The sequence below is a fragment of the Oscillibacter sp. genome (assembly GCF_031978065.1).
In the GTDB taxonomy this organism is placed as follows: Bacteria; Bacillota; Clostridia; order Oscillospirales; family Oscillospiraceae; genus Oscillibacter.
The window spans coordinates 17,185-39,640 of the sequence record NZ_DALZCH010000009.1; the positions used below are offsets into that span (position 1 = coordinate 17,185).

Annotated in this window: 22 protein-coding genes and 1 pseudogene; 21 read left to right on the forward strand and 2 right to left on the reverse strand. The window is 46.9% G+C overall.

Going from position 1 to position 22,456, the window contains the following annotated elements; translation table 11 throughout:
- The first annotated feature begins 13 nt into the window (after positions 1-13).
- The 11 genes from RTK01_RS02545 to RTK01_RS02595 all read left to right on the forward strand — a co-directional run bounded on the left by RTK01_RS02545 (position 14) and on the right by RTK01_RS02595 (position 10,530).
- Positions 14-1,057: an amidoligase family protein gene (locus RTK01_RS02545; protein ID WP_312279471.1), complete on the forward strand. Its 1,044-nt coding sequence runs from the start codon at positions 14-16 to the stop codon at positions 1,055-1,057.
- Between the two features lie 10 nt (positions 1,058-1,067).
- Positions 1,068-1,571, forward strand: a complete 504-nt coding sequence (locus RTK01_RS02550; protein WP_312279472.1) for a gamma-glutamylcyclotransferase family protein — start codon at positions 1,068-1,070, stop codon at positions 1,569-1,571.
- A gap of 6 nt (positions 1,572-1,577) precedes the next feature.
- Entirely contained in the window at positions 1,578-2,618 is a 1,041-nt protein-coding gene (locus RTK01_RS02555; RefSeq protein WP_312279473.1) for a C40 family peptidase, read from the forward strand.
- A 20-nt stretch (positions 2,619-2,638) separates the two neighbouring features.
- Complete coding sequence (locus RTK01_RS02560) at positions 2,639-3,574, forward strand: DUF6329 domain-containing protein (protein WP_312279474.1); 936 nt, start codon at positions 2,639-2,641, stop codon at positions 3,572-3,574.
- 16 nt (positions 3,575-3,590) lie between these two features.
- Positions 3,591-3,839 carry a DUF6103 family protein gene (locus RTK01_RS02565; protein ID WP_312279475.1) on the forward strand — a complete coding sequence of 83 codons (249 nt, stop codon included), beginning with the start codon at positions 3,591-3,593 and terminating at the stop codon, positions 3,837-3,839.
- A gap of 394 nt (positions 3,840-4,233) precedes the next feature.
- Positions 4,234-4,647 (forward strand): hypothetical protein, encoded by a 414-nt coding sequence (locus tag RTK01_RS02570; protein ID WP_312279476.1) that lies wholly within the window; start codon positions 4,234-4,236, stop codon positions 4,645-4,647.
- 104 nt (positions 4,648-4,751) lie between these two features.
- Positions 4,752-5,039, forward strand: a complete 288-nt coding sequence (locus RTK01_RS02575) for a hypothetical protein (RefSeq protein WP_312279477.1) — start codon at positions 4,752-4,754, stop codon at positions 5,037-5,039.
- 126 nt (positions 5,040-5,165) lie between these two features.
- On the forward strand, positions 5,166-6,227 hold the full coding sequence (locus RTK01_RS02580; protein WP_312279478.1) for a hypothetical protein: 1,062 nt from the start codon (positions 5,166-5,168) through the stop codon (positions 6,225-6,227).
- On the forward strand, positions 6,214-6,834 hold the full coding sequence (locus tag RTK01_RS02585) for an NADAR family protein (RefSeq protein WP_312279479.1): 621 nt from the start codon (positions 6,214-6,216) through the stop codon (positions 6,832-6,834). Before RTK01_RS02580 ends, RTK01_RS02585 begins: the two co-directional genes overlap by 14 nt.
- A 58-nt stretch (positions 6,835-6,892) precedes the next feature.
- The gene (mobP3, locus tag RTK01_RS02590; RefSeq protein WP_312279480.1) at positions 6,893-9,583 is read left to right on the forward strand and encodes a MobP3 family relaxase; all 2,691 of its coding nucleotides are present in this window, start codon (positions 6,893-6,895) and stop codon (positions 9,581-9,583) included.
- Between the two features lie 14 nt (positions 9,584-9,597).
- Complete coding sequence (locus RTK01_RS02595) at positions 9,598-10,530, forward strand: DUF3991 and toprim domain-containing protein (protein WP_312279481.1); 933 nt, start codon at positions 9,598-9,600, stop codon at positions 10,528-10,530.
- 62 nt (positions 10,531-10,592) lie between these two features.
- On the opposite strand, the gene RTK01_RS02600 is transcribed toward RTK01_RS02595, so the two are convergent.
- Positions 10,593-11,048 (reverse strand): DUF4624 family lipoprotein, encoded by a 456-nt coding sequence (locus RTK01_RS02600; protein ID WP_312279482.1) that lies wholly within the window; start codon positions 11,046-11,048, stop codon positions 10,593-10,595.
- A 99-nt stretch (positions 11,049-11,147) separates the two neighbouring features.
- On the opposite strand from RTK01_RS02600, the gene RTK01_RS02605 reads away from it, so the two are divergent.
- Both RTK01_RS02605 and RTK01_RS02610 read left to right on the forward strand, forming a co-directional pair.
- Positions 11,148-12,950, forward strand: coding sequence for a VirD4-like conjugal transfer protein, CD1115 family (locus tag RTK01_RS02605; protein WP_312279483.1), 1,803 nt, complete (start codon positions 11,148-11,150; stop codon positions 12,948-12,950).
- A gap of 13 nt (positions 12,951-12,963) precedes the next feature.
- Positions 12,964-13,218, forward strand: a complete 255-nt coding sequence (locus tag RTK01_RS02610) for a helix-turn-helix domain-containing protein (protein WP_312279484.1) — start codon at positions 12,964-12,966, stop codon at positions 13,216-13,218.
- Between the two features lie 178 nt (positions 13,219-13,396).
- Here RTK01_RS02610 and RTK01_RS02615 read toward each other — a convergent pair whose 3' ends face one another.
- The gene (locus RTK01_RS02615; RefSeq protein WP_312279485.1) at positions 13,397-13,720 is read right to left on the reverse strand and encodes a helix-turn-helix transcriptional regulator; all 324 of its coding nucleotides are present in this window, start codon (positions 13,718-13,720) and stop codon (positions 13,397-13,399) included.
- 192 nt (positions 13,721-13,912) lie between these two features.
- Between RTK01_RS02615 and RTK01_RS02620 the strand changes: the two genes are divergently transcribed.
- The 8 genes and pseudogenes from RTK01_RS02620 to RTK01_RS02650 all read left to right on the forward strand — a co-directional run bounded on the left by RTK01_RS02620 (position 13,913) and on the right by RTK01_RS02650 (position 22,167).
- Entirely contained in the window at positions 13,913-14,290 is a 378-nt protein-coding gene (locus tag RTK01_RS02620) for a BlaI/MecI/CopY family transcriptional regulator (protein ID WP_312279486.1), read from the forward strand.
- Position 14,291: 1 nt separating this feature from the next.
- Positions 14,292-15,545: a M56 family metallopeptidase gene (locus RTK01_RS02625; RefSeq protein ID WP_312279487.1), complete on the forward strand. Its 1,254-nt coding sequence runs from the start codon at positions 14,292-14,294 to the stop codon at positions 15,543-15,545.
- A 126-nt stretch (positions 15,546-15,671) separates the two neighbouring features.
- Positions 15,672-16,739 (forward strand): hypothetical protein, encoded by a 1,068-nt coding sequence (locus RTK01_RS02630; protein WP_312279488.1) that lies wholly within the window; start codon positions 15,672-15,674, stop codon positions 16,737-16,739.
- Between the two features lie 14 nt (positions 16,740-16,753).
- On the forward strand, positions 16,754-18,034 hold the full coding sequence (locus RTK01_RS02635; protein WP_312279489.1) for a hypothetical protein: 1,281 nt from the start codon (positions 16,754-16,756) through the stop codon (positions 18,032-18,034).
- Between the two features lie 24 nt (positions 18,035-18,058).
- A pseudogene (locus RTK01_RS16800) lies at positions 18,059-18,480 on the forward strand (ATP-binding cassette domain-containing protein); the annotation flags it as partial.
- A gap of 15 nt (positions 18,481-18,495) precedes the next feature.
- Positions 18,496-18,930, forward strand: coding sequence for a hypothetical protein (locus tag RTK01_RS16805; protein WP_397352195.1), 435 nt, complete (start codon positions 18,496-18,498; stop codon positions 18,928-18,930).
- Positions 18,924-20,162 (forward strand): ABC transporter permease, encoded by a 1,239-nt coding sequence (locus tag RTK01_RS02645; RefSeq protein WP_312279490.1) that lies wholly within the window; start codon positions 18,924-18,926, stop codon positions 20,160-20,162. The genes RTK01_RS16805 and RTK01_RS02645 overlap by 7 nt, the downstream gene beginning before the upstream one ends.
- Complete coding sequence (locus tag RTK01_RS02650; protein WP_312279491.1) at positions 20,152-22,167, forward strand: hypothetical protein; 2,016 nt, start codon at positions 20,152-20,154, stop codon at positions 22,165-22,167. The genes RTK01_RS02645 and RTK01_RS02650 overlap by 11 nt, the downstream gene beginning before the upstream one ends.
- The last annotated feature ends 289 nt before the right edge of the window (positions 22,168-22,456 follow it).

Sequence of the window (22,456 nt, forward strand, 5' to 3'; positions counted from 1 at the left end):
AGAGGTGAAAGTTATGGACATGAAAGCCCAGCGTTTCGGCATTGAGGTGGAGCTGACAGGCATTACCCGCAAGGCTGCTGCCGATATTGCAGCCGCCTATTTTGGTACAACGGCTGTGTATGACGGCAGCTATTACGACACCTATGCTGCCATCGACTCCCAAGGGCGCAAGTGGAAATTCATGAGCGATGCCAGTATTACACCACAGAGAAAAAACGGCAGACAGACCGTAGCAGCATCGGATGAATACAAAACCGAGATGGTCAGCCCCATCTGCCGTTGGGAGGATATCGAAAAAGTACAGGAGCTGGTGCGCAAGCTCCGGGAGGCCGGTGCCATTGCCAACAGCTCCTGCGGCATCCATGTTCATGTGGATGCCTCGCCATTTGATGCCAATACCCTGCGGAATATCACCAATATCATGGCTGCCAAAGAGGACTTGATCTACAAAGCATTACAGGTATCGGTAGCCAGACAGCACCGCTGGTGCAAGCCGGTGGATAACCGGTTTCTGGAGGAACTCAACCGCAGAAAGCCCCGGACACTGGATCAGGTCGGTCGAATTTGGTACAACGGCGAAAGCCGCAGCAACGTTCACTATGACGACAGCCGGTACCACTGCCTGAATCTTCATTCAGTGTTCCAGAAAGGCACGGTGGAGTTTCGTCTGTTCAACGGAACCACTCATGCCGGGAAAATCAAGGCCTACATTCAGCTGTGCATGGCCATATCCGCACAGGCGCTCAATCAGCGTTGTGCCAGCCGAATCAAGACACAGACCACTAACGAAAAGTACACCTTTCGGACTTGGCTGTTGCGCTTGGGGCTGATTGGAGATGAATTCAAGACCGCCCGTGAGCATTTGCTCAAGAATCTGGACGGCTGCATTGCTTGGCGTGATCCGGCACAGGCAGAAAAACAAAAGGAACGGATGCGGCAGAAAAAAGAAAAAGAGCTGGAACAGGCACGGCAGACTTCCACAGAAGTGCAGCCTACCACTCTCGAACCAACAGAAGCCGAGGCAGAAGATGCCCCGGCTTTTACTATGCGAATGTAAGGAGGAAAACATGGATAAAACCCGCTTATACATTGCCTATGGCAGCAATCTTCATTTGCCGCAGATGGCATTCCGCTGCCCCACTGCCAAGGTGGTGGGAGCCGGTGAAATCAAAGGATATGAGCTTTTGTTCCGTGGCGGCAGCCGTGGTGCCGTTGCAACCATCGAGCCGCTGGAGGGCAGCTCCGTGCCTGTGCTTCTATGGAAAATCAGGCCGCAGGATGAGCTTTCCCTCGACCGTTATGAGGGATATCCGAATTTTTATCGCAAGGAAATGCTGGAGGTAGAGCTGAACGGCAAACCGGTCAATGCGATGGTCTATATCATGAATGACGGCAGAGAGTTCGGCGCACCCTCGGATTTTTATCTCCACACCATTGCCGAGGGCTATGAAACTGCAGGATTTGATACGGATTTTTTGGATCAGGCGGTGGAGAAATCCATTTGTCTGGCGCAGGAGCAGCAGGCTGCGGAGGATGCCCAATTCAATCTTTGGCAGCAGAAATGGTGGTGATCCCCGATGGCAGACCCGGCAACCATTACCCTTGCGGTAAAAGCGGCAATCGCCGCAGCCACCGACAAACGGACATGGAAAGCGGTGGGCGTGGTCATCGCAGCCATCCTCACTCCGTTTATTTTAATTATCGTTATGATTATGAGCCTGCTGTCCGGTACCGCAGACCACAACAATTCTGCTGTGGATTTGAGCTTTCACGGAGGCAGTATCTCGTCGCAGGTTCCTGCCGAGTACCGGCAGTATATTGAGGATATGCGGGGCAGCTTTTCTGATTTGGACGGAGCTGTATCTGAGATTACGCCCATGATCGAAAGCGGTGGCATCGACAGCACCCGCATGAAATCAATTTTTTATTCTCTGTATTTCGGCGCTAAAAATCTGCGCATAAATGCTTCCGATTACCGAGCCTTTGCCGATTGCTTTGTCCGCTACGAGGAACGCACCCGCACCGTTACCGATGAGAACGGCAATGAAACGGAGGAAACCTACACGGTGGCTGTTCCCATTACCGATCTGAATGAGATATATGCAAACCTTGAAAGCTCCCTCGCCAGAACCATTACAGAGGAAAACTGGATCAATGCCCAGCAGATTTACTCCCATGCCAAGTACGGCAGAGCCATCCCCGGTGCGGAGGATGGGGAATATCCCGGAGAGATGGGCGATGGTACCTATCAGGCGTTGATGGAGGAAGCCCAAAAATATATCGGCTACCCGTATGTTTGGGGTGGCTCTTCTCCGCAGACTTCCTTTGACTGCTCCGGCTATGTGTGCTGGGTCTATTCCAAATCCGGCGTATATTATCTGTCCCGCACCACGGCATCGGGTATTTTTAATCAGTGTGCGGTGATCTCCCGTGAGGAAGCCAAGCCCGGAGATTTGGTGTTTTTCCAAGGAACCTATGCCTCAGCCGGAATCATAAGCCACATCGGAATCTATGTTGGGAACGGTCAGATGCTGCACTGTGGAAGCCCAATCGGCTATGCGGATCTAAACAGCCGCTATTGGCGCAGCCACTTTTATGCTTACGGCAGGCTCAAATAGACAAAAGGAGATGATATTTCATGAAAGCAATTTTTGAACGGAAGCCTTCAGATTTCAATCTGCGGAGCTTCGAGGTATCAAAAACCATTCGGCTTCCCGCTGATGTTTTTGAAGTAGTGCTGCAAAAGCCTATGAGGGATTACGTCTTTATTCAGGAAAATATCGATCAGATGCACTGCGACAGTGGCGGTGTGTATCATTGCCTGCTGCTCACTGGTGAGGGCAGAAAGGACGGACTACTGGTGGAATCGGAGGGCTATGGCTACTGCCGGTATGCCTCCTATGTTCCCGACATTTCTGCTCTGACCTTCCCGGTCTTGCAGCAGTTTAATCAGAAACTGACGAAGGCGGTGGATTACATCGTGTCCTCCGGAACGCAGAATACAACGGAGGGAAACTGGATTCTCACCTTTGATGAGCTTGAAAAACAAACCGGAATCAATCTGGAATTCAACGATGGAATTTGCAATGTTCTTGTTGATATGCTTCATGAGCGTGAAGCCGTAGCAGATGTCGAGCTGAATGAGAATGCCATTGATGTGTGCTATTACCTCAACTTCTGTCCGCAGTATGGCGGTCACCCGGAGGAATCGGAGCCGGAGCAGCTGCCGGAATCCACTGAGCCGGTTAGCAGGCTGAAAGATTTACTCCACCTCCATTGGGAGGATATCCATCTGCTTCACAAGGATGTGGAGGTACAGCCTGCCACCATTGTGGAGCTGGATGAGCATACCCTGACCGATGCCGGGAAAGTGGCTTGGGCTGATATTTTGGATGCCGAGGTGGTCAAGGTTTACAACGGCTATTACGGTTTGCAGATGGAGCTGGGCAAGGTGAAGCCCTCCCGCTTGGAGGAATTCTCGTCCATGCTTGCCGGGTACTGCCCGGTATCGGATTATGAAAAATGGGTCGCGCAAGAGGGCGATACCCCCTTACAGTCACCCCAAATGAAATGAAACGGAGGAAAGTATCATGAAAAAAGCAACACTGACAGTCAGCTTTGACAGTGAAAAGCTGGATGCCCTGACCTATCACATGGGCAAAAAGGATACGGATTTGCAGACGGAGCTGGAGGATACCGTCCAGAAGCTCTACGAAAAGCACGTTCCGCAGGCCACCCGTGAGTACATTGACGATAAGCTCTCCCGTGAGGCCGCTGCAAAACCCAAAAGACCGGTTCGCCCTGCTGCGACTGGTGGCTCTGACAATAGGCAGGCGTAAGTAGAAACGCAGTCCGGGCGTGTGAGCGGCGGTGCCCCGCTGTGTGACCTTTTGGCAGGCAGGGTGGCAGCCTGATACCAATCAGCAAGATACCGCCCACGTTGCGCCCGTGTGGAGGAAATGTGAAAAAGCCCCGGATAAGGCGATAAAGGCTCAGAATGAGGGCGTTCCGGTTGGGTCGAAAATGGTGCAGGTTAAAGGAGTTATGCTGCTTTGGCAGCATAACTCCCCTGAACACCGACCGGCAAAGCCGTTCGGGGATTCTAAAATGACATAACTTTCTGACCAAAGCCCTCATTTGTTATGCTGGTTTCAGAATAGAGCAAGGAAAACCCGGTGTTTCCGGGGCTTACTGTGCATACCGGGGCAAAATTCACAGAGAAAAGGAGGCAGTATGGCAAAAGAACCGGAAAAAGTCCGCACCGGATTTTATATCGAAAAAGAAGTGCTGGATCGGTGCGATGAGCTGCTGGAGCAGGCCAATGTGAAATCCAGAAATGAATTTGTCACCGAGGCGCTGAAGTTTTACTGCGGGTATCTTACCTCGCAGAAAATCGAAAACTATTTGCTGCAGAGTTTATCATCCGTCCTCGTCAGCGCCATCCGGGATACGGAAAACCGTCTGGCTAGAATGGATTTCAAAATTGCTACCGAGTTGTCAAAGCTCTCTCATGTGGTGGCGTATACCCATTCGGTTGACGAGCAGGCACTCCAAAGCCTACACTTAAAATGTGTGGAGGAAGTAAAGCGGATCAACGGTGCGGTTGATTTCGAGGATGCATATAACTACCAAAAGCGGCGAACCTAAAAATGTAAGGTGAATTTATTCTATTTGGGTATGGACTATGAAAGCATATCCATTTATATGTTGGTGTACAGCATTGTAGTGCTGGGAAAGGAGATGAAAATGAAATGGAGAAAAGTGAAATCTTTGAAATAGCAATCCGTGAGCTGACGGAAGCCGCTATCGAAAAGCGCAAGGAAGCTCTGTATGACAGCGAGCTGCAGCTTTATGCCGAAGTAAAGGCTCTCAGCTCACAGGCGAATCAGATCGTCAAATCACTGCCGGAGGAACAGCAGAAAATCCTCACTGATTACTTTGAGAAAACCAATTTGATTGCGGATCATGAATGTCAACACCTTTATGTGCAGGGTGCAAGGGACTGCGTGGAGCTGTTGAAAAAGCTCGGTGCACTGTAAGGAAACATAGATGGACGGCCTCTGCGGAAGCGGAGGCTGTTTTTCATAAATTGCACATTTTTGATGATTTTTGTCGGTGATTGTAGTATAATTATATAAATTAGATTTCTGATTGGAGGTTTTTATATGCCGCAAGACTACTGTGAAGAAATAGCTAATATAATTGAGCAATATCGACTTCGTAATAGAAAAAAAGGTTGTTTGAATGTTGAGTTTGACAAATCCCATGTCGAACGTTGGGTGTCTCAATTTGATAACCATCATGAAATTATTTTACAGGAAACCTTTAAGTTATTAAATGAGTATTATTTTTCAAAAGAAAATATTGAAGAATACTTAACTGGGATATATTCTTCGACAAAGATTTGGGGCAAGGATATAGAACAGGCCATTTCCAATACTATTTTTTTAAATTGTCAGACAAAGGGTAACAGTCAGGATCGCCTGTACAAGAAATCACGCAAAATTATTTTGGATCTATATGGAATTGATATTGAGGATTGCGATTCGGATGCAACATCTTTTGTTTATGTAGATGACTGTATGTTCTCTGGAAACACTGTGCGCAAAGATATGGAAAAATTAATAAGGAAAGTACCTAATGGTTCAACTATTAACACGATTTTTATGGTAGTACATAGTTTTGCAGAGTGGTGGATTCAGCAAAGCTTAAAGGATTCAATAAAAGAGAATAATATTAATTTTGATATTTGGAGATGCAAGACCATTCAAAATTCTGGAGGCAGAAATCACTCTTATGAATGTTTATGGCCACAAGAATATGAAAGTGAAAATGTTTCTGATTACATCAATACCCTTAAGGATGAATCAGATATGACTCCTGGGAAAAAGGTCAGGCTATTTAGAGAAAGTATCTATTCGGGTGGAGTCTACACGTCAGAGGATAGTAGAGCAATTCTTGAACAAGAGTTAATGGAAGCTGGCTTAAAAATTATTAGCTTTAGTGATAATAACAAACGGTTTATAAGACCCATGGGCTACGATAATAGGATTTCTTTTGGATTTGGTGCATTTTTTGCAACTTACATGAACATGTCAAATAACTGTCCATTAGCATTTTGGTGGGGAGATGCCAATGCTGAACCGTGGCATCCTTTTAGTAAATGGTATCCATTGCTTCCTCGTAAAGCCAATGAGAATGGCGGTGATATGTTTGTATGGGAATGAGCAAATCAGAACATATAATATTAGCAATTGCATAGCATTCAGAAAAACATCAGAAGCCTTTGGCGGTTTGTCAAATATGGCTCCAAACTATAAAATTGATATCTATGATATACATTTTTTAACTGCCGAGGCACTTTATCAAGCATGTCGATTTCCTAACCATCCAGAAATACAACAACAGATTATCAAACAGCACAGTCCCATGTACGCAAAGGACGTCAGCAAAAAGTATGCTAATCTAACACGTTCCGATTGGGAACAAGAACGTGTTAAGATAATGCGGTGGGCAATAAGGGCAAAATTACTCTGTAATTGGCACGACTTTGGAGAACTGCTCAAATCTACTGTTGGGAAAACAATTGTAGAAGATTCCTCAAAGGATGTTTTTTGGGGAGCTAAAAAAGAAGATGATAGCTTTGTTGGAGTAAACGCCTTGGGTAGATTACTAATGCAACTACGAGAGCAATATCTTTTGCTTGAAAATAAGTCTCTTATATCACTACCACCCCCAGAAATAGAAAACTTCATAATTATGGGTAGACAAATAGAGACTATTCAAGTTGATGTTACAAAGCAACTGTATGGAAGAAACGAAAAAATGTGGTAAAAGAGCGATCACTGTGGTCGCTCTTTTCTTTTACCCAAAATTCAAAAAGGAGGCCGCCATGCCTAAAATCATATTCACTTCACAATACATGCGGGATGCCCCGCCAGCCCAGCTTGAAAACTATGTGCAGTACATCGGAACCCATGAGGGTGTGGAAAAGATCGATGAGAGCAAGCTGCTACTCCCGGCTACGGCAAAACAGCATCAGCTCATCAACCAGCTCATTCGTGACATTCCCTCCGCCAAGGATATGTTGGAGTACGCCGACTACTGTGAGAACCCCACCATCGGCAACGCAACCGAATTCATCTCCCTGACATTGGAACAGAATCTCAACCTCATCGGCAAGCGGGAAAACTATGTGGAATATATCGCAGGCCGTCCCCGTGTGGAGCGGATTGGAGAGCATGGCCTGTTTACCGATGCGGGAGTGCCGGTGGTACTGGCGCAGGTGCAGGAGGATGTGTGCAATCACAGGGGCGCTGTCTGGACTCATGTCATCAGCCTGCGTCGGGAGGATGCCGCACGACTTGGGTACGACAGCGGAAAGCAGTGGCAGGATTTACTCCGCAGCAAAAAAGCCATGCTCTGCAAGCATATGAAAATCGACAGCGAGAACCTCCGTTGGTACGCTGCCTTTCATAATGAAAGCCATCATCCTCATGTGCATCTCATGGTCTACTCCGCCAAGGACAATGACGGTTTCCTCACCGAGCCTGCCATCGAAGCTATGCGCTCGGAGCTGGCGCACGATATTTTCCGTCAGGACTTCGCCCATATTTATGAGCATCAGAACGAAGCCCGAAGTCAGCTCAAGCAGGGTGCCGCCGATGTGATGTCCGAACTGCTTTCACAAGTTCAGGATTGTGTCTGTGAAAACAAAGCCATCGAAGTGGATCTGCGGTTGTTGGCTCGGCGGCTTCAAAATACCGGAGGCAAAAAGGTGTACGGATACCTCAAATCCGATGTGAAAGCCATCATCGACCGCATCGTGGATGAGCTTGCCAAGGAGGAACGGATCGACAAGCTGTATCGGGCATGGAACGACTGGCAGAATGAAATCCTAAAGACCTATTCAAATAAGCTACCGCATCTTCCTCCGCTCTCCCAACAGAAACAATTTAAGAGCATTAAAAATATGGTGATTGCCGAAGCGTTAAAGCTTGGTAGTCACCATTTCTCATTTGAGGATGAAGCCGCACCGGAACCGGAGCTGCCGGAGCCTGCGGATGTTCAGTCAGATGATGTGTTTCTGGAGCCTGCCGATGTGATCTTTCGTGCGGAGTGGAACAAGCAATACAAGCTGGGGAAAAAACATCTCTACGGCAGCGAAGATGTACCGCAGGACTTTGATAAGGCATACCAACTGTTTCTGCTGGAAGCGGAATCCGGCAATGCCCTTGCCATGCACGATCTCGGCAGAATGTTAGCCGATGGCTTAGGCCGTGAGATTGATTTACAGGCCGCACACGCATGGTATGAAAAAGCGCTTGCGGCTTTTTTATCGGCAGAAACAGAAAAGCCGAAGCCCTATCTGGAGTACCGTATCGGAAAAATGCATGCCGCCGGTCTTGGAACGGAACAGGACTATGGAAAGGCAGCCTCATGGTTTCAGGAGGCGGTGGACAAGAACCATAAATACGCCCAATATTCCCTCGGCTGTTTATATTACCGTGGTCAGGGTGTTTCGCAGGATTCTGCACAGGCGCTCCGGCTCTATACCTTGTCTGCCGATCAGGGAAATCCTTATGCGGATTATGAGCTTGCCAAGATGTACCGTGACGGTGTCGGTACCCCAGTGAATTCCACTGCTTCCGATCAGCACTTCAAAGCTGCTTTTTCCGGCTTTTATCGTCTGGAAAAGGACAGCCATGATGACAAGCTACAATACCGCCTCGGGCAGATGTTTTACACTGGAACCGGCACGGAAAAGGATGTGCAGGCTGCGGTTTCCTATCTGGAGAAGTCGGCGCAGCTCGGAAATGCGAATGCCCAATATCTGCTGGGCAAGGTGTGTCTGGAAACAGGCATCGGAAATCCTGAGCAGGCTGTAGCTTGGATGGTCAAAGCAGCCGAGGCCGGAAACGCCGGAGCGCAATATGCCCTCGGTAAGCTGTACCGGGATGGAACTCATGTGGAGAAAGATATTTCAAAGGCAGTAGCTATGTTTACAGCTGCTGCAGAACAAAAAAATGAGTACGCCGCTTACCAGCTCGGCAGGCTCTATCTTGCCGGTACGGATATCCCGAAGAATGTTCCGGAAGCAGTCAAATGGTTTACGCTCTCCTCCGACCTCGGTAATGCTTACGCTGGGTACTCATTGGCGAAGCTGTATCTATCCGGTGACGGTGTTCCCAAGAATGTCGGTGAGGCAATCCGGCTGTTCATCTTATCGGCAGAGAAGAAAAACGAGTATGCGGCTTACCAGCTTGGCAAGCTCTATCTCCAAGGGGAGGATGTTTCAAAGGATATGGAAGCGGCTGTCCGCTGGCTGACCGCCTCCGCCGAGCAGGGAAACCAATATGCGCAGTACCTAATTGACAACATCAATAGCTACCGCAATCCCTCGGTGCTGCTGGCCGCCACTCGTCTGATGCACCGGCTGGAAAATCTGTTCCGGGAGGATTATCACAGAACAGCAGGAATCGCTGCCGATCACATCGACCGCAAGCGCAGACGGAAGCTGCAGGAGAAAAAGCAGGCGCAGGGTCACAAGCGGGATGACCATGTGCCACAAATTCATTTATGATGGGAGGTTTTACTATGTCAGGCTACATCTATTTTACAGACGAACAAAAGGAGCGAGCCAACACGGTGGACTTGGTGGATTTCCTCCAGCGGCAGGGAGAAAAGCTCCTGCCCTCCGGCAGAGATAAGCGGCTGGCCAGAGATCACAGCATCACGGTGCGTGGCAACCGCTGGTATGATCACGCTTCTGAGGAGGGCAGCTATGCCATCGACCTTGTGAAACGGCTCTACAACCTGTCTTTCCCGGAGGCGGTTAGCCTGTTGCTGGGCGGTGAACAGGGTGTGGAATACCGGCAGCACAGTAAACACAGCGAACCGGAGCAGCGAAAGCCCTTTGCCCTGCCGCCAGCGCACACGGATATGCGCCGGGTGTTTGCTTATCTTATCAAGCAGCGCTGCATCAGCCGGGAGGTGCTGTCCGAGTTTGCCAGAGAAAATCTGCTGTTTGAGGATGCCGAATATCACAACGCTGTATTTGTAGGCTTTGATGAAAAGGGCGTTTCCCGTCATGCCCATAAGAAAAGCACTGCTACCGGCAGTGCTTTTCGCATCAATGTGGAGGGCAGTCATCCGGCTTACAGCTTTCATTATGTTTCAAAGAATCCCTATCCCCATAATTTGTTTGTGTTTGAAGCGCCCATTGATCTGCTTTCCTACATCAGCCTGCATCCGGAGAACTGGAAAAATGCCAGCTATGTGGCGTTAAACGGTGTGTCGGAACAGCCGGTTCTGAAGCTACTGGAGCTGTATCCGAAACTTCAAAGGGTTACACTCTGCCTTGATAATGATGAAGCCGGACGTAAGGCTGCCAGCCGCATTCATAAAACCTTAAAGGAGCAGGGATTTGAAGGTGTGGTATATAATGTTTCGGCACACAAGGATTGGAATGAGGATTTGAAAGAATCATGTTCACAGGAGCAGACCGCACCGGCTATGGTAATGAGATGAAATGATGATAGCCCCTTTATGGTAGTCATATTTTTTGATTAACGCATTGCTGGCATAGTGTCCTAACTTCTATTGGGCTTTAAGGGTTTCTCTTGTTCTTTGACAAAACTGCTGTCAGAGGTGATTTCTATTTTTGCATAGGTTATCTTGGTGCCAGTAAAACGTATAACATATTCTCTTTCTGTTTGAAGCTTAGCAAGCGGAATGATAAACGCAGTTTTGCTCACATCGTCATCCCATGACTCACTCCAGAAAATCTCACCGGTAGCGTTGTCCGCTATTTCCAATATACCGCTTTCGCCCGTCATCTGAAAAGAAACATTTAAATCTATGTTCTTAGCGTCCTCAGAAACATAGATTAACCTTTCATCAATAAAGGGAGCATCTTCATCGTAATCCTCGGTTAGTTCCATATCAATGGAAAGCTTGATGTCTTTTGTCGATATATTGCTACATGATACAAGCGAAGCAATAGTTATTAGCATCAGAAAACAAATTACTATTCTGAAATTTTTCATTTATAAACCACCTTGTTTTTTGTCACATATTCTCTATCTCTAAACCTAATATTCATTTTATTATACTACAACAAACATGTGAAAGAAAGGAGTTTTCCTATGCCATCCCAAGTAACTATCCTCATAGCTGTTGCCGCCGTGATGTTTTTCGTCATCGGCGGTCTTTCTCTTTTAGCACACTACTATACCCTTAGTGGCATCAAATCCAAAACGGTCGGTGACGGTCAGCACGGTACCGCCCGTTTTGCCACAGAAAGCGAAATCAAACGCATATACGCCCATGTACCCTATGAACCGGAGAAATGGCGGCGTGGGCAGAATCTGCCCGCTTTGCAGGGGCTTGTGGTGGGCTGCAAGCAAAAGGCAGGCTCCACCACCGCCCTCATTGATGACGGCGACATTCATTGCCTCATGATTGGCGCTGCAGGAGTAGGTAAAACCGCCAACTTTCTCTACCCCAACATCGAATATGCCTGTGCCTCCGGTATGAGCTTCCTCTGCACCGATACCAAGGGCGACCTGTTCCGAAACTACGCAGGCATCGCTAAGGATTACTACGGCTACAAAATATCGGTGCTGGATCTGCGCAATCCCACCCGCTCGGATGGGGACAACATCCTGCAGCTTGTGAACCGCTATATGGATGCCTACATGAAAAATCCGGAGAATCTTGCACTAAAAGCCAAGGCTGAGAAGTACGCCAAAATCACCGCCAAGACCATCATATCCAGCAGCGGAGAGGACTCGGCAAGCTACGGTCAGAATGCATTTTTCTATGATGCTGCCGAGGGTTTATTGACATCAGTAATCTTACTGATTGCAGAATATTGTCCTCCGGAGAAGCGGCACATCATATCGGTGTTCAAAATGATACAGGATTTGCTGGCTCCCTCACCAGTGAAAAACAAAAGCCAGTTTCAGCTGCTTATGGACAAGTTACCGACTGACCATAAGGCAAGATGGTTTGCGGGAGCAGCTCTCAACACCGCCGACCAAGCGATGGCCTCCGTACTGTCCACGGCTATGTCACGCCTCAACGCCTTTCTGGATTCGGAGATGGAGCAGATTCTGTGCTTCGACAGCTCACTGGATACAGAAACCTTTTGCAAAGAGAAGTGTGCCATCTTCATCGTACTGCCGGAGGAAGATAACACGAAATACTTTATGGTCAGCCTGTTCCTCCAGCAGCTCTACCGGGAGATGCTGACTGTAGCAGATGAATATGGAGGTAAGCTCCCCAACCGGGTAATGATCTTTGCCGATGAGATCGGAACCATCCCAAAAATCCAGTCGATGGAGATGATGTTTTCCGCAGGCCGCTCCCGCCGCATCAGCATGGTACCCATTATCCAGTCCTTTGCACAGCTTGAGAAAAACTACGGCAAGGAGGGTTCTGCTATCATCATCGATAACTGTCAGGATATTTTGTTCGGAGGCTTTGCTCCTAACTCGGAAAGTGCAGACATTCTCTCAAGGGCGCTTGGGAACAAGACTGTTATGTCCGGTTCCATCAGCAGAGGAAAAAATGATCCCAGCCAGAGCCTGCAGATGATCCAAAGGCCGCTGATGACACCGGATGAGCTGAAAACTCTATCCAAGGGGAACTTTATTCTTGCTAAAACTGGCTGCTGTCCCATGCGCACTAAGCTACCGCTGTTTCTGAAATGGGGTATCCGATTTGAGAAGTCCTTTGAGGTGGAGGAATGTGCTACCCGAAAGGTTCATTATGCCGACCGCTTCGAGTTGGAGCAGGAAATCCTCCAGCGTGGCTGTGCCTATGATGAGGATGACTTTGCCGAATTCCCGGAGCCTCCCTATGATGACCGTAGCGGAGGTATGTTGCATACATTGGTACCGGAGCATGAGCCGGAGCCTCCTGCCATGCCCCTGCGCACAGATTAAGGAGGTGTTCCTGATGAGCTATCTTTCTTCTCTCTATGCCGCAGATGTTCCGCACCGTGCCGTGGTGGTGTACCGGTATCTGAAAGACCGAGCGAACAAGGATGGAACCTGTTATCCCGCCATCGGTACCATTGCCAAGGACTTGAAGCTCTCCCGCCGCACCGTTCAGCGTGCCATCGCTGACCTTGAAAAGACCGGCCATCTTCAAAAGGAACAGCGCTGGCGGGAAAACGGCGGCAAGAGCAGTTTGTTGTTTACAGTGAAATGAGAAAACACATACCCTGCCGCCAAGGGAGCAGTGCGTCCTGTCGGCGGCATATGGTATGTGTCATCATGACCTATGCAGTGAACCTGTCACTCTAAGGATTTCTTAAACACAGAGAAAAGACAATCTATCTCTCTGCCATGAAGAAAATCCATCCTCGAAGATAGAAGATGGATTTTGCTTATCTGGCATCCAATAGAGCTTTGATGGTTGCGGCAGCTATTTTGATTTCCTTTTCTCCGCATAGCTGGATCATGTGCAAAAGCTGTTCTTTTTCTCTGTCTGTATGTTGAATTTCCGGATAAAAGATCGTATCGGCTGATATTTTCAAGGTGCGGATGATCTTAAGCAGCACCGGCATTCTTGGGTGTTTATTTTCATTCTCAATGGCCATTATGTATCTTGGCGTGACTCCGGTCTGTTCCGCAAGCGCATCCTGTGTCATGCCTGCGGTAATACGGGCATCCTTTATGGTCTGACCAAATGAGTTCAGCAATTCCTCCACTGTTCGTTCACCTCCACACCCAATTTTACAGTATGAGCATTGGATTGAGAACGAACCAATGATGACTATTAATACGAACAAAAAAATGTATACATTTGTCTATCAACATATTGACAATCATTATAGACGGTTGTATAATAACTTATTATAGACACTTGTATATATTTGTCGTTTACAATAGGAGTTGAGATCATGAAAAGCATTAAAAAACTTCCCGATGCGGAATTTGAAGTAATGAAAACTATATGGGAGAACGAACCTCCCGTCACCACCAACATTTTGATGGATCAGCTGGGCAATGAAAAGGGGTGGAGGCTGCAAACACTGATTGCGCTTTTACTTCGATTAGTTGACCGAGGATTTTTGCGCACCGAAAAAAACGGCAAGGAGCGTACCTATTATCCTTTGGTGGATAAAGAGCGATACTTAAAATTTGAAACCAGCAGCTTTATTGAGCGATTTCACAACCGATCCATCGTCAGTCTTGTGGATACTTTGTACGATGGAAAGGAGTTAAACGAGTCCGACTTGGATGAGCTGTCAAAATGGTTGAAAAAGCGGGGTGAATAATATGCGTGAGATATTTTCTGTTTATCTTCAAAATTCGTTACAGCTTTCCTTAATCATCATGCTGATGCTGTTTATTTCTCCCATGTTGACACATCGGTATTCAGCAAAATGTCGCTATTACTTATGGACAGTCGTTTTTGTGGCGTTACTTGTACCTATTCGGACAAGCATAAAACTAACCTTGCCGGAGTTCTTACAGGCCGCTGTGCCGCAGGGTACAACGCAAGCTGCTTCTCCTGTCACTGCTGCCAATACCCCAGCAAGTTTAGATTGGCTCCAATATGCAGGGGCACTTTGGATTTTGGGTTCATCCGTTTTCTTAATCTGGCATCTGTTTTCGCACTTACGTTTTTTATCTGCTGTAAAGCGTTGGAGTGAAGATGTTAAGGATGTAGATATACTGAGAATCTTCAATAACACGAAAGCTGAGCTTCACATCAACAAATATATTCCTATCAAATCCTGTGCCTGCATCAAAACGCCAATGGTGGTAGGGTTGCTTCGCCCTGTGGTGTTACTGCCACAAGTGACTTTTTCTGAGGATGAGCTGCCGCTTATCCTCAAGCATGAGCTTGTGCATATTAAGAGAAAGGATTTGTGGTACAAAATCCTGATGCTTTCAACCCTCGCTATCCACTGGTTTAACCCGGTGATTCACTTGGCCGTAAGATCGGTTCTGAATCTATGTGAAATCTCTTGTGACGAGGAAGTATTGAAAGGAATTGGCGCAAAAGGGCGCGCACGATATGGAGAATCCGTCATCGGTACGATGCGAAACAGCGGCGCTTATAAAACAGCCCTGTCCACAAATTTTTACAGCGGGACTAAGAGCATGAAAAAGCGTATTTATGCCATGATGGACATGGCGAATAAGCGCTTCTCGCCGGTACTCTTTATGGCTGTTGTAGCGGTGACAATGTGCGGAACCACTGCCTTTGCGTTATCTCCGACCCTGCCTGTTGTTCCCGAAAGCAATGAACAACAGCTTAATCAAACGATAACGGCTGATACAGAGCCAAGTTATATTTATAGCACACAACCCAATGATATGTTTACGACGACCCCATTCGATACGTCCAAAGATGATTCGGAGAGACAAAATGCCGTTGATAACAGCTTACCACCCGATGTGCTTATACCCATCTATGAAGATACTCCTGTGGAACCATCCCAAGCGCCGCCCTATGACCCAGAAATACAAGATCCTGAAATGTATCACTTAATTCCTCGTATAATTGCTGACGATGAAAACTAATTCATAATAATGCACCAACACGACCTCGTTACCACCGAAACAAGGTGGTCGTGCACCCCGAATGTAGACAATTGTCTATGATATTGATCCCTTTAAGTGCAAATGAAATGAAAGTTGAGGTAACCCATGAAAAAAAACTTTGTTTTACTCTTGGCATTTTTGTTGGCCATGACAGTAGCGGGATGCGCCCCACAGAAAAGTGAGCCAAGCAGCACTCCGAATAACAGCTCTAACACTTCGGATAAAAATCCGTTTCAAACCGGGGATGAAATGGCGGGCGGTGTTCTTGGAAGTATCGGCCATAGTCCAACAACTATGAATCGAGATGAAAACGGAAACAAACTCCCCTTTGTTTATGAGGGTGGTGAAATAAGTATTCCCTACAAAGTTTCTGCTGCCGGGAAAGCAAAGAATGTAGGCTTTCTTGTATTTGTGGACGGCATAGCACAACCGTACAAAACCGAGACTGCTCCCGGTTATCAAACCATGCACAGTATGAACCTAGCGGAGGACGACAAAGAGTACCCGTTCTCTATCATTTTTGAACCGGTGACCGGAAAAATGGGAGATACCCTATCGCTTATGATTGTCAGCGTATATGCGCCTGATTTTATGCCGGATATGGAGAACTCCAGCAGTTACGGTATGTATCATGACACCCTTGCCGGTGATTATGAAATCACTTTTGAAGCAGATGCTCAATCTCCAAACAGCACCACCCTGCTAAAGTATAAGAAATTACACAACGTTAAACAATCCACGGAGCCGGTTACACAGGATTACCTCGATAGCCTTTTCATTTATTCTGGCATGGAAGATATTACACTGGAAACGTTAAACAAGCAGGTTTTCGCACAGCAGTTTTTTGATGGTGGGGGCGGACTGATCAGCAACCTGAAAGTGAATGCAGATGGAACGCTCCACGTTACTTTCAAAATCGTAGGATATCCCGGTTCACGGTATCGTCACACCTTTTACATCAATCATCAGGCATTGTCGGATGGGAAGAACACATCCTTTGAAACCGTGCTGACAAAGGGGAATGTATCCGTGATTGAAGCAGATATTGATCTTTCAGAGCTGGAAGATTTCAATACCTTCTATGTAGTTTCTACCCTATGCAATGTTCAGGAGCTTTGGGAGGACGGCAAGTTTTTAAACAAGACCGCTTCGGTTTTGCTCTATAAAAAATAACAAGGAGAATGAAAATGAAAAAAGCAGTTTTTAGTGTGGTATTGTGCTTAATCTTGATTTTATCCGGATGCGCGCAAAGAGGCAATGAACTTCCAGAATCGAGTTCTTCCCCGCAAACCACTCCTGTGCAAAGTGATAGCGCCCTCCCATCCGTTTCTGTCCCCGTAGCGGAAGCAATAACAGACAGTACGCCTCCGCAGACCAGTAGTCCCCCGTCGTCAAGTGAAGTAACCGTTACTCCCATCGCTGTGAAGCAGGCAAACTTTAGCAGCATACAGGGAAAGATCAAAGGCATCTATCCCGCAGATGGCAGCAAAGTGCTGGTTCTTGCCGATCAGCTGTCACTGTATGACTTGGCAAGCGGAAAGATTGCTGCTACCGCCCAAACTCCAACATTGAGTACAATTCGTGTTTTGGCGCTTGATAGCGGTTATGCCGTTGTGGGACAGACAATTTCGGAGAATTCCACTGGTGGCTTCGTGCTAAGCGACTCTGCGTTTCAATTCCGCGCCGTTATTTATGACGAAAACCTTGTATTAAAATCCGAAATTGATATCTCGAAGCTTGTGGAAGATGGAGGGCTTCTGGTCGAAACAGAAGCTATTGCTATATCGCCGGATGGCAATACCCTCGCTTTTGCTACGTTGCAGCAGGGCATCATGCTTTATGACCGTGTGAACCAAAAGAGCACGAAGCTGATTGCTCTCACCGGAAATGATGATAAAAACAATCTGGGGCTTTCTATTATTGAACAAATTGGGTTCACAAACAACGGGAAGAGCGTAGCCTTTAAAGCGCAGAGCTTTGATGTCCCTGCTGTAAATAATAAACCATCCTTTGATACCGTAGGAACCGTAAACATAGATGGCAGTGGGTTGACAAACAAAAAACCGGGGGGCTATTCTCCCAAAATGCTAACAAGCTATCCTTCACGGTTATTGATTGCCGAGGATTTTAAAACAGCCTCCGGGCGCATGATGGTGATTGACAGCAAAACTGGAGAGCAGAAAACCCATAAGCTATCCGACAAAAAAGAAGGCGGCAATATCTACGGCTCCGATACCGGGCGCTATTTTGCGTCATCGGTTCCCAGCAGGACCGGTTGGACAGTTCGGGTATACGAATCAGACACTGGAAAACTTGTAAAGGAAGAAAGCATATCCAATGACGGACAGGAGCTGTACGGTATCAACGACCCCATGATTTGTGTGGTGGATAATGCAAAGACCTGCATGGTTCTTTTGGGGCATAAACAGGCGGCCGTGAGCACAAAGGTAGCATCTTTTTCTTTTTAATACAGTGCTCCCATAGGAGGATCAATGAAGATAACTTTTAAAGGCGTTTCAAAGCAATATAAGGGCAAATATGCCCTAAAAGACTTTACCACCGAGCTTCAGGAGGGCGTATACGGCCTCTTGGGAACCAACGGTGCGGGTAAAACCACACTCATCAACATCTTTGTCGGCATCCTCAAAGGGGATGTCGGCAGGGTGCTGATTGATGGCGTGGATGTTCGGAAGCTGGGTGCGGGATTTTTATCTCGCATCGGATATCTGCCGCAGTATCCGCAGTTCTATAAGAATTTTGAAGTCATGGAATTTTTGAAGTATATGTGTGCGCTGAAAGGTATCCCGAAACCACAGGGAGAGCAGCGCTCCAAAGAGCTTTTGGAAATTGTAAATTTGAGTGAGGCTCACCATAAAAAAATCGGTGCGCTCTCCGGGGGATGCGCCAGCGTGTGGGTATTGCACAGGCTATGCTGGGTGACCCGGATATTCTGATTCTGGACGAACCTACTGCCGGACTTGACCCGCAGGAACGCATTCGCTTCCGCAATCTGATTACAAAGTTTGCGCAGGGGCGCACAGTCCTATTAGCTACGCATATCGTGTCAGATATTGAATTTATCGCAAACGAGGTCATGCTACTGAAAGAGGGGCATCTGCTAATGCAGGATACTCCCCGCAAGCTCATGCAGAGCATGGAAAACAAGGTGTGGTCGCTCACCGTTTCGGATGATGCGCTTAATGAAAAGCTCGCTAGCTTGAAAATCAGCAATATGCTTCGGGATCATGATGGCGTTCACCTCCGCATCATCGGGGATGAACGACCAGACGAAGCGGCGGTTCCTATACAGGCCAATCTGGAGGATGTGTTCCTCTACCACTTTGGGGAGGGGGAGCAATGGTAAGACTGATCCGCTTTGAGTACCGTAAGCACTTTTTTAAGCCGTCAATCATTATCGCGATACTGGTATTTTCTCTTATAAGCGCTTTCAAAATTTACGGCATTTATTCTGAGAATTCCATGTTTTCCCGAGGACATAGCGCGGAGGAATCCGCTCAGATAAAACAGCTTTATTGGGATTATTACAAAGAATTCGGTGGAGAGATCACGACGGATAAAATCGAACAGTTGCTGGAGATCTACCGCCCAATTGAAGCAAAAACAGCGGATTTGACAGCAAGCACAAGAATGGATGACCCCAATACCTATACCGGCAATGTATATACCGACTATCATTTCTTTCGGCGCTGCTTTGTCCTACCGATGGAACATGATTATATGTATCAGAGCTACGCACAGCAGGTTGTTACGGCAGCACAGGAAAATATGAGCTTCTACCAAGCAGTCGGAAACACCTATGATTACCGGAAGAACGCCGCCATTGCAGAGAGCTTCAGCGGACGTCAAATACAGGGCTTTGCGTTTACAGAAATGTATCAGTATTATCTCCATTACGACTTTTCTTCTTTTTTAGCGCTTCTTCTCTGCGTGTATGGTTTGGTAGGCGTATTCGTATCAGAAAAGGAATCGGAAATGGATACCTTACTTCTGACTACAAAACACGGTGGCAGCAAAACCATTGTGGGAAAACTTGTATCTTCCGCTCTTTTTGTAATCGGCGTCTGCACATGGTTTTGGTTGTTTGATTTTGCAGTGTTTTCTACGGTGTTTGGTTCCGTTGAAGGTGCAGCAGCCCCCTTGTATGCTATTAAAAGTTTTGCGGATACGTCTTTAAACCTGACGCTGGGACAATACGCTCTGCTTTCCGGAGTGTTTAAGACCATGGGGATGCTGGCGCTTGGTGTTGGTATCCTGTTGCTTTCCAGCCTGTTCAAAAATTCCCTGCTGCCTTTTGCCCTTAGCCTTGCAGGAGCATTCGGCCTCATTTATTGGCAAGGGGCTTTTATGGGATCAGGGTATCTATGGGTAAAGGTTACAAATCCTTTTGTGCTCATGGTAAATCGGGAGCTTTTTCGCAAAACGGAGTTTGTGAACCTGTTCGGTTTTCCTATACCAAGCTATATCATGGCGATGCTTATGGCGATTCTATGGGGAGTCGCTTTCTCTGTCATTCTTGTGGTAACCGTGCGAAAAAGTGCGGTAGTCGGAAAGGCGGTGCGGCAAAATGCAGTATGAAAGCAGAAAGATGTTCCGGCACCAGAGAGGGATATGGCTCATTCTTCTTTATTTTATCCTGAGTTTTGCTGGACTTCTTCTGTTCGATACCCCGATGAACGACGATGTAGAACGGAACCGGGAAGCATATGACCACTATCTGCATCAGGTCGAGGGGAAATGTACAGATGAAACAGAAAGTCTGCTGTCGGAGGAAGCCCAGCGGATTGCAAAGGCGAACAGCGAGCTTCAACGGCTCTATGGTGATTTTTATGATGGAAAGCTGACCGAAAGGGAATTTAACTCTCAAATCGCCGCAGCCGAGGAAACCGTGCGCTATCAAAAGGGCTTTGAGCTGTTATATGAGCAATATAACGGTATCCGGGAAAATACAGAAAACCGCTGGTTTCTCTATACTAACGGCTGGGATAGCCTACTGTCCCATGATAGCTTGGATTTGCTGTTTGTCTTGCTTTTGCTGTTGCTCATAGCCCCGGTGTTCTGTCAGGAATACGAAAGCAAAATGGATGAATTGATTTTGACAGAGCCAAAAGGCGCAAGGCATCATGCCTTGCACAAAATAGTTCTTGTAGTGTTAGTGGTTTGTACCCTCTGTCTGCTAAACAGCGGTATACGGTATTTATTTTATGAATGGAGGTATGGACTGCCGCATGAGAGTTACCCTTTGCAAAGCCTTTCGTATTTTGCAACTTCCACAAGAGAAGCAACACTGATCGGTACGTTCCTTAAAGTTTCTTTCGGTAAGCTATTCGGAAGCTTGAGCTTCGCCATGCTTATTCTGTTTGTTTCTGTGTGTGTAAAGAAATATGCTCTCACGCTGTTCACCTGTACGGCAGTTGTTTTACTTCCCTTTTACGGCCTTACCCTGCCATCCGCTAAGTATTTTCTACCGGGGCCGCTTGGGTTCATGATTTCTACAGGGTTTTTCAGAGGAAATGAATATCAGTATGATGCCGTAATGCAGGAAAAGGTGCTGACATTTCAGGAAATCGGGAGTGCAGCAAGATGGCTGCTTTGGGGAATCACGTTGTGCCTAATGCTTATGATGGCGATTATCATCCTGAAAAAACATACAAATATTTGGTGTGCAAAGAATATCCGCCGAGTAAGCAAAGCCCCCTGTTTGGTTTTGATGCTATGTATTCTAACTTCGGCATTTTCGGGTTGTTCCGCACCACATACTGCACAGGAGCATCCGTTGTTTAATTTGGAGCAGAGCAGCTCCTACGAAAATGACCATTACCGATTCTTTGTAGAAAGTCCCAATTCCAATGAGTCCGCATGGATGATGGAGAATAAATCCATTGGAGAAAAACACCCACTTGTTCGCAACCCCATGCAGACCGCCACAAAAGTATCGGAAAGGATATACGGATACGGTGATTATATTTATTATATGCAGATCGAGTCCTACGAAACGGGCTTTCTCTCTACCTCTGACCACTTTTCGATTGTAGAGGTGGATACCCGTAACTTCACAGACAGAATTGCGTTGGAACACAATCTGGATACTAACCGTGATACATTTTTGGGTATCGGAAAGTCGGATGAACAGGATATTGAGCCCTTTAAATTTGCAGAAGCATTTTTTCTGGACGACCAGAATCTCTATCTCATAGGCAATGGACAGGTACGCAAAGTGAACCGAGTAACTGGTAAAACGGATGTCATCATCGAAGTACCTGTTCTGAAATCCCTTTCTTATGATGGCGAGAGTGTTTATTACATCAATGAGAAATCCGAGCTTATGCGATATGATGTCTGTACAGGTCAAGAAACGGAACTGTACGGAATCGTTACGGCGTCCTTCCTGTTAACCGAAAAGGAAGTGGTTTTTATAAACCGGCTGGAGCAAAACAAGCTTTATGCATGTAACCGCTTTGATGGAACACTCCAGCAGCTTACGCAGGAAGCAGTGCTATCTTTTTCAAAGGATGGTAGCACCGTTATTTATACAGGTAAAGCAGACCTACAAGAACACCGGATTGTCTTGAATGATCAATAGCATTTTTGTATAGGCAAAAGGATAATTGTTTAATAACAAATTAATCACCCGCCAAATAAAAAAACGGCGCTTTGGCGGGGATTTCTCTATGCCTTAATTTATTGAAGCATCCCTCCAGACCCGTTAAAGTTTGGAGGGATTTTATATGTGTTGGTCTATACAGACTACACCGCTGCGCATTTGCTGCAGCGACATTAGTCTATCTTCATAACCGATACTTACATAGGTGATTCGTTAAAAAAAGCCTGTGTTGCCCAGCGGATAACTATGCCTACCAACACGAACCACC

Excerpts from the sequence above, each read along its gene's own strand:
- RTK01_RS02545 (WP_312279471.1), top strand. The coding sequence starts at position 14 with ATGGACATGAAAGCCCAGCGTTTCGGCATTGAGGTGGAGCTGACAGGC.
- RTK01_RS02550 (WP_312279472.1), top strand. The coding sequence starts at position 1,068 with ATGGATAAAACCCGCTTATACATTGCCTATGGCAGCAATCTTCATTTG.
- RTK01_RS02555 (WP_312279473.1), top strand. The coding sequence starts at position 1,578 with ATGGCAGACCCGGCAACCATTACCCTTGCGGTAAAAGCGGCAATCGCC.
- RTK01_RS02560 (WP_312279474.1), top strand. The coding sequence starts at position 2,639 with ATGAAAGCAATTTTTGAACGGAAGCCTTCAGATTTCAATCTGCGGAGC.
- RTK01_RS02565 (WP_312279475.1), top strand. The coding sequence starts at position 3,591 with ATGAAAAAAGCAACACTGACAGTCAGCTTTGACAGTGAAAAGCTGGAT.
- RTK01_RS02570 (WP_312279476.1), top strand. The coding sequence starts at position 4,234 with ATGGCAAAAGAACCGGAAAAAGTCCGCACCGGATTTTATATCGAAAAA.
- RTK01_RS02575 (WP_312279477.1), top strand. The coding sequence starts at position 4,752 with ATGGAGAAAAGTGAAATCTTTGAAATAGCAATCCGTGAGCTGACGGAA.
- RTK01_RS02580 (WP_312279478.1), top strand. The coding sequence starts at position 5,166 with ATGCCGCAAGACTACTGTGAAGAAATAGCTAATATAATTGAGCAATAT.
- mobP3 (WP_312279480.1), top strand. The coding sequence starts at position 6,893 with ATGCCTAAAATCATATTCACTTCACAATACATGCGGGATGCCCCGCCA.
- RTK01_RS02595 (WP_312279481.1), top strand. The coding sequence starts at position 9,598 with ATGTCAGGCTACATCTATTTTACAGACGAACAAAAGGAGCGAGCCAAC.
- RTK01_RS02600 (WP_312279482.1), bottom strand. The coding sequence starts at position 11,048 with ATGAAAAATTTCAGAATAGTAATTTGTTTTCTGATGCTAATAACTATT.
- RTK01_RS02605 (WP_312279483.1), top strand. The coding sequence starts at position 11,148 with ATGCCATCCCAAGTAACTATCCTCATAGCTGTTGCCGCCGTGATGTTT.
- RTK01_RS02610 (WP_312279484.1), top strand. The coding sequence starts at position 12,964 with ATGAGCTATCTTTCTTCTCTCTATGCCGCAGATGTTCCGCACCGTGCC.
- RTK01_RS02620 (WP_312279486.1), top strand. The coding sequence starts at position 13,913 with ATGAAAAGCATTAAAAAACTTCCCGATGCGGAATTTGAAGTAATGAAA.
- RTK01_RS02625 (WP_312279487.1), top strand. The coding sequence starts at position 14,292 with ATGCGTGAGATATTTTCTGTTTATCTTCAAAATTCGTTACAGCTTTCC.
- RTK01_RS02630 (WP_312279488.1), top strand. The coding sequence starts at position 15,672 with ATGAAAAAAAACTTTGTTTTACTCTTGGCATTTTTGTTGGCCATGACA.
- RTK01_RS02635 (WP_312279489.1), top strand. The coding sequence starts at position 16,754 with ATGAAAAAAGCAGTTTTTAGTGTGGTATTGTGCTTAATCTTGATTTTA.
- RTK01_RS16805 (WP_397352195.1), top strand. The coding sequence starts at position 18,496 with ATGCTGGGTGACCCGGATATTCTGATTCTGGACGAACCTACTGCCGGA.
- RTK01_RS02645 (WP_312279490.1), top strand. The coding sequence starts at position 18,924 with ATGGTAAGACTGATCCGCTTTGAGTACCGTAAGCACTTTTTTAAGCCG.
- RTK01_RS02650 (WP_312279491.1), top strand. The coding sequence starts at position 20,152 with ATGCAGTATGAAAGCAGAAAGATGTTCCGGCACCAGAGAGGGATATGG.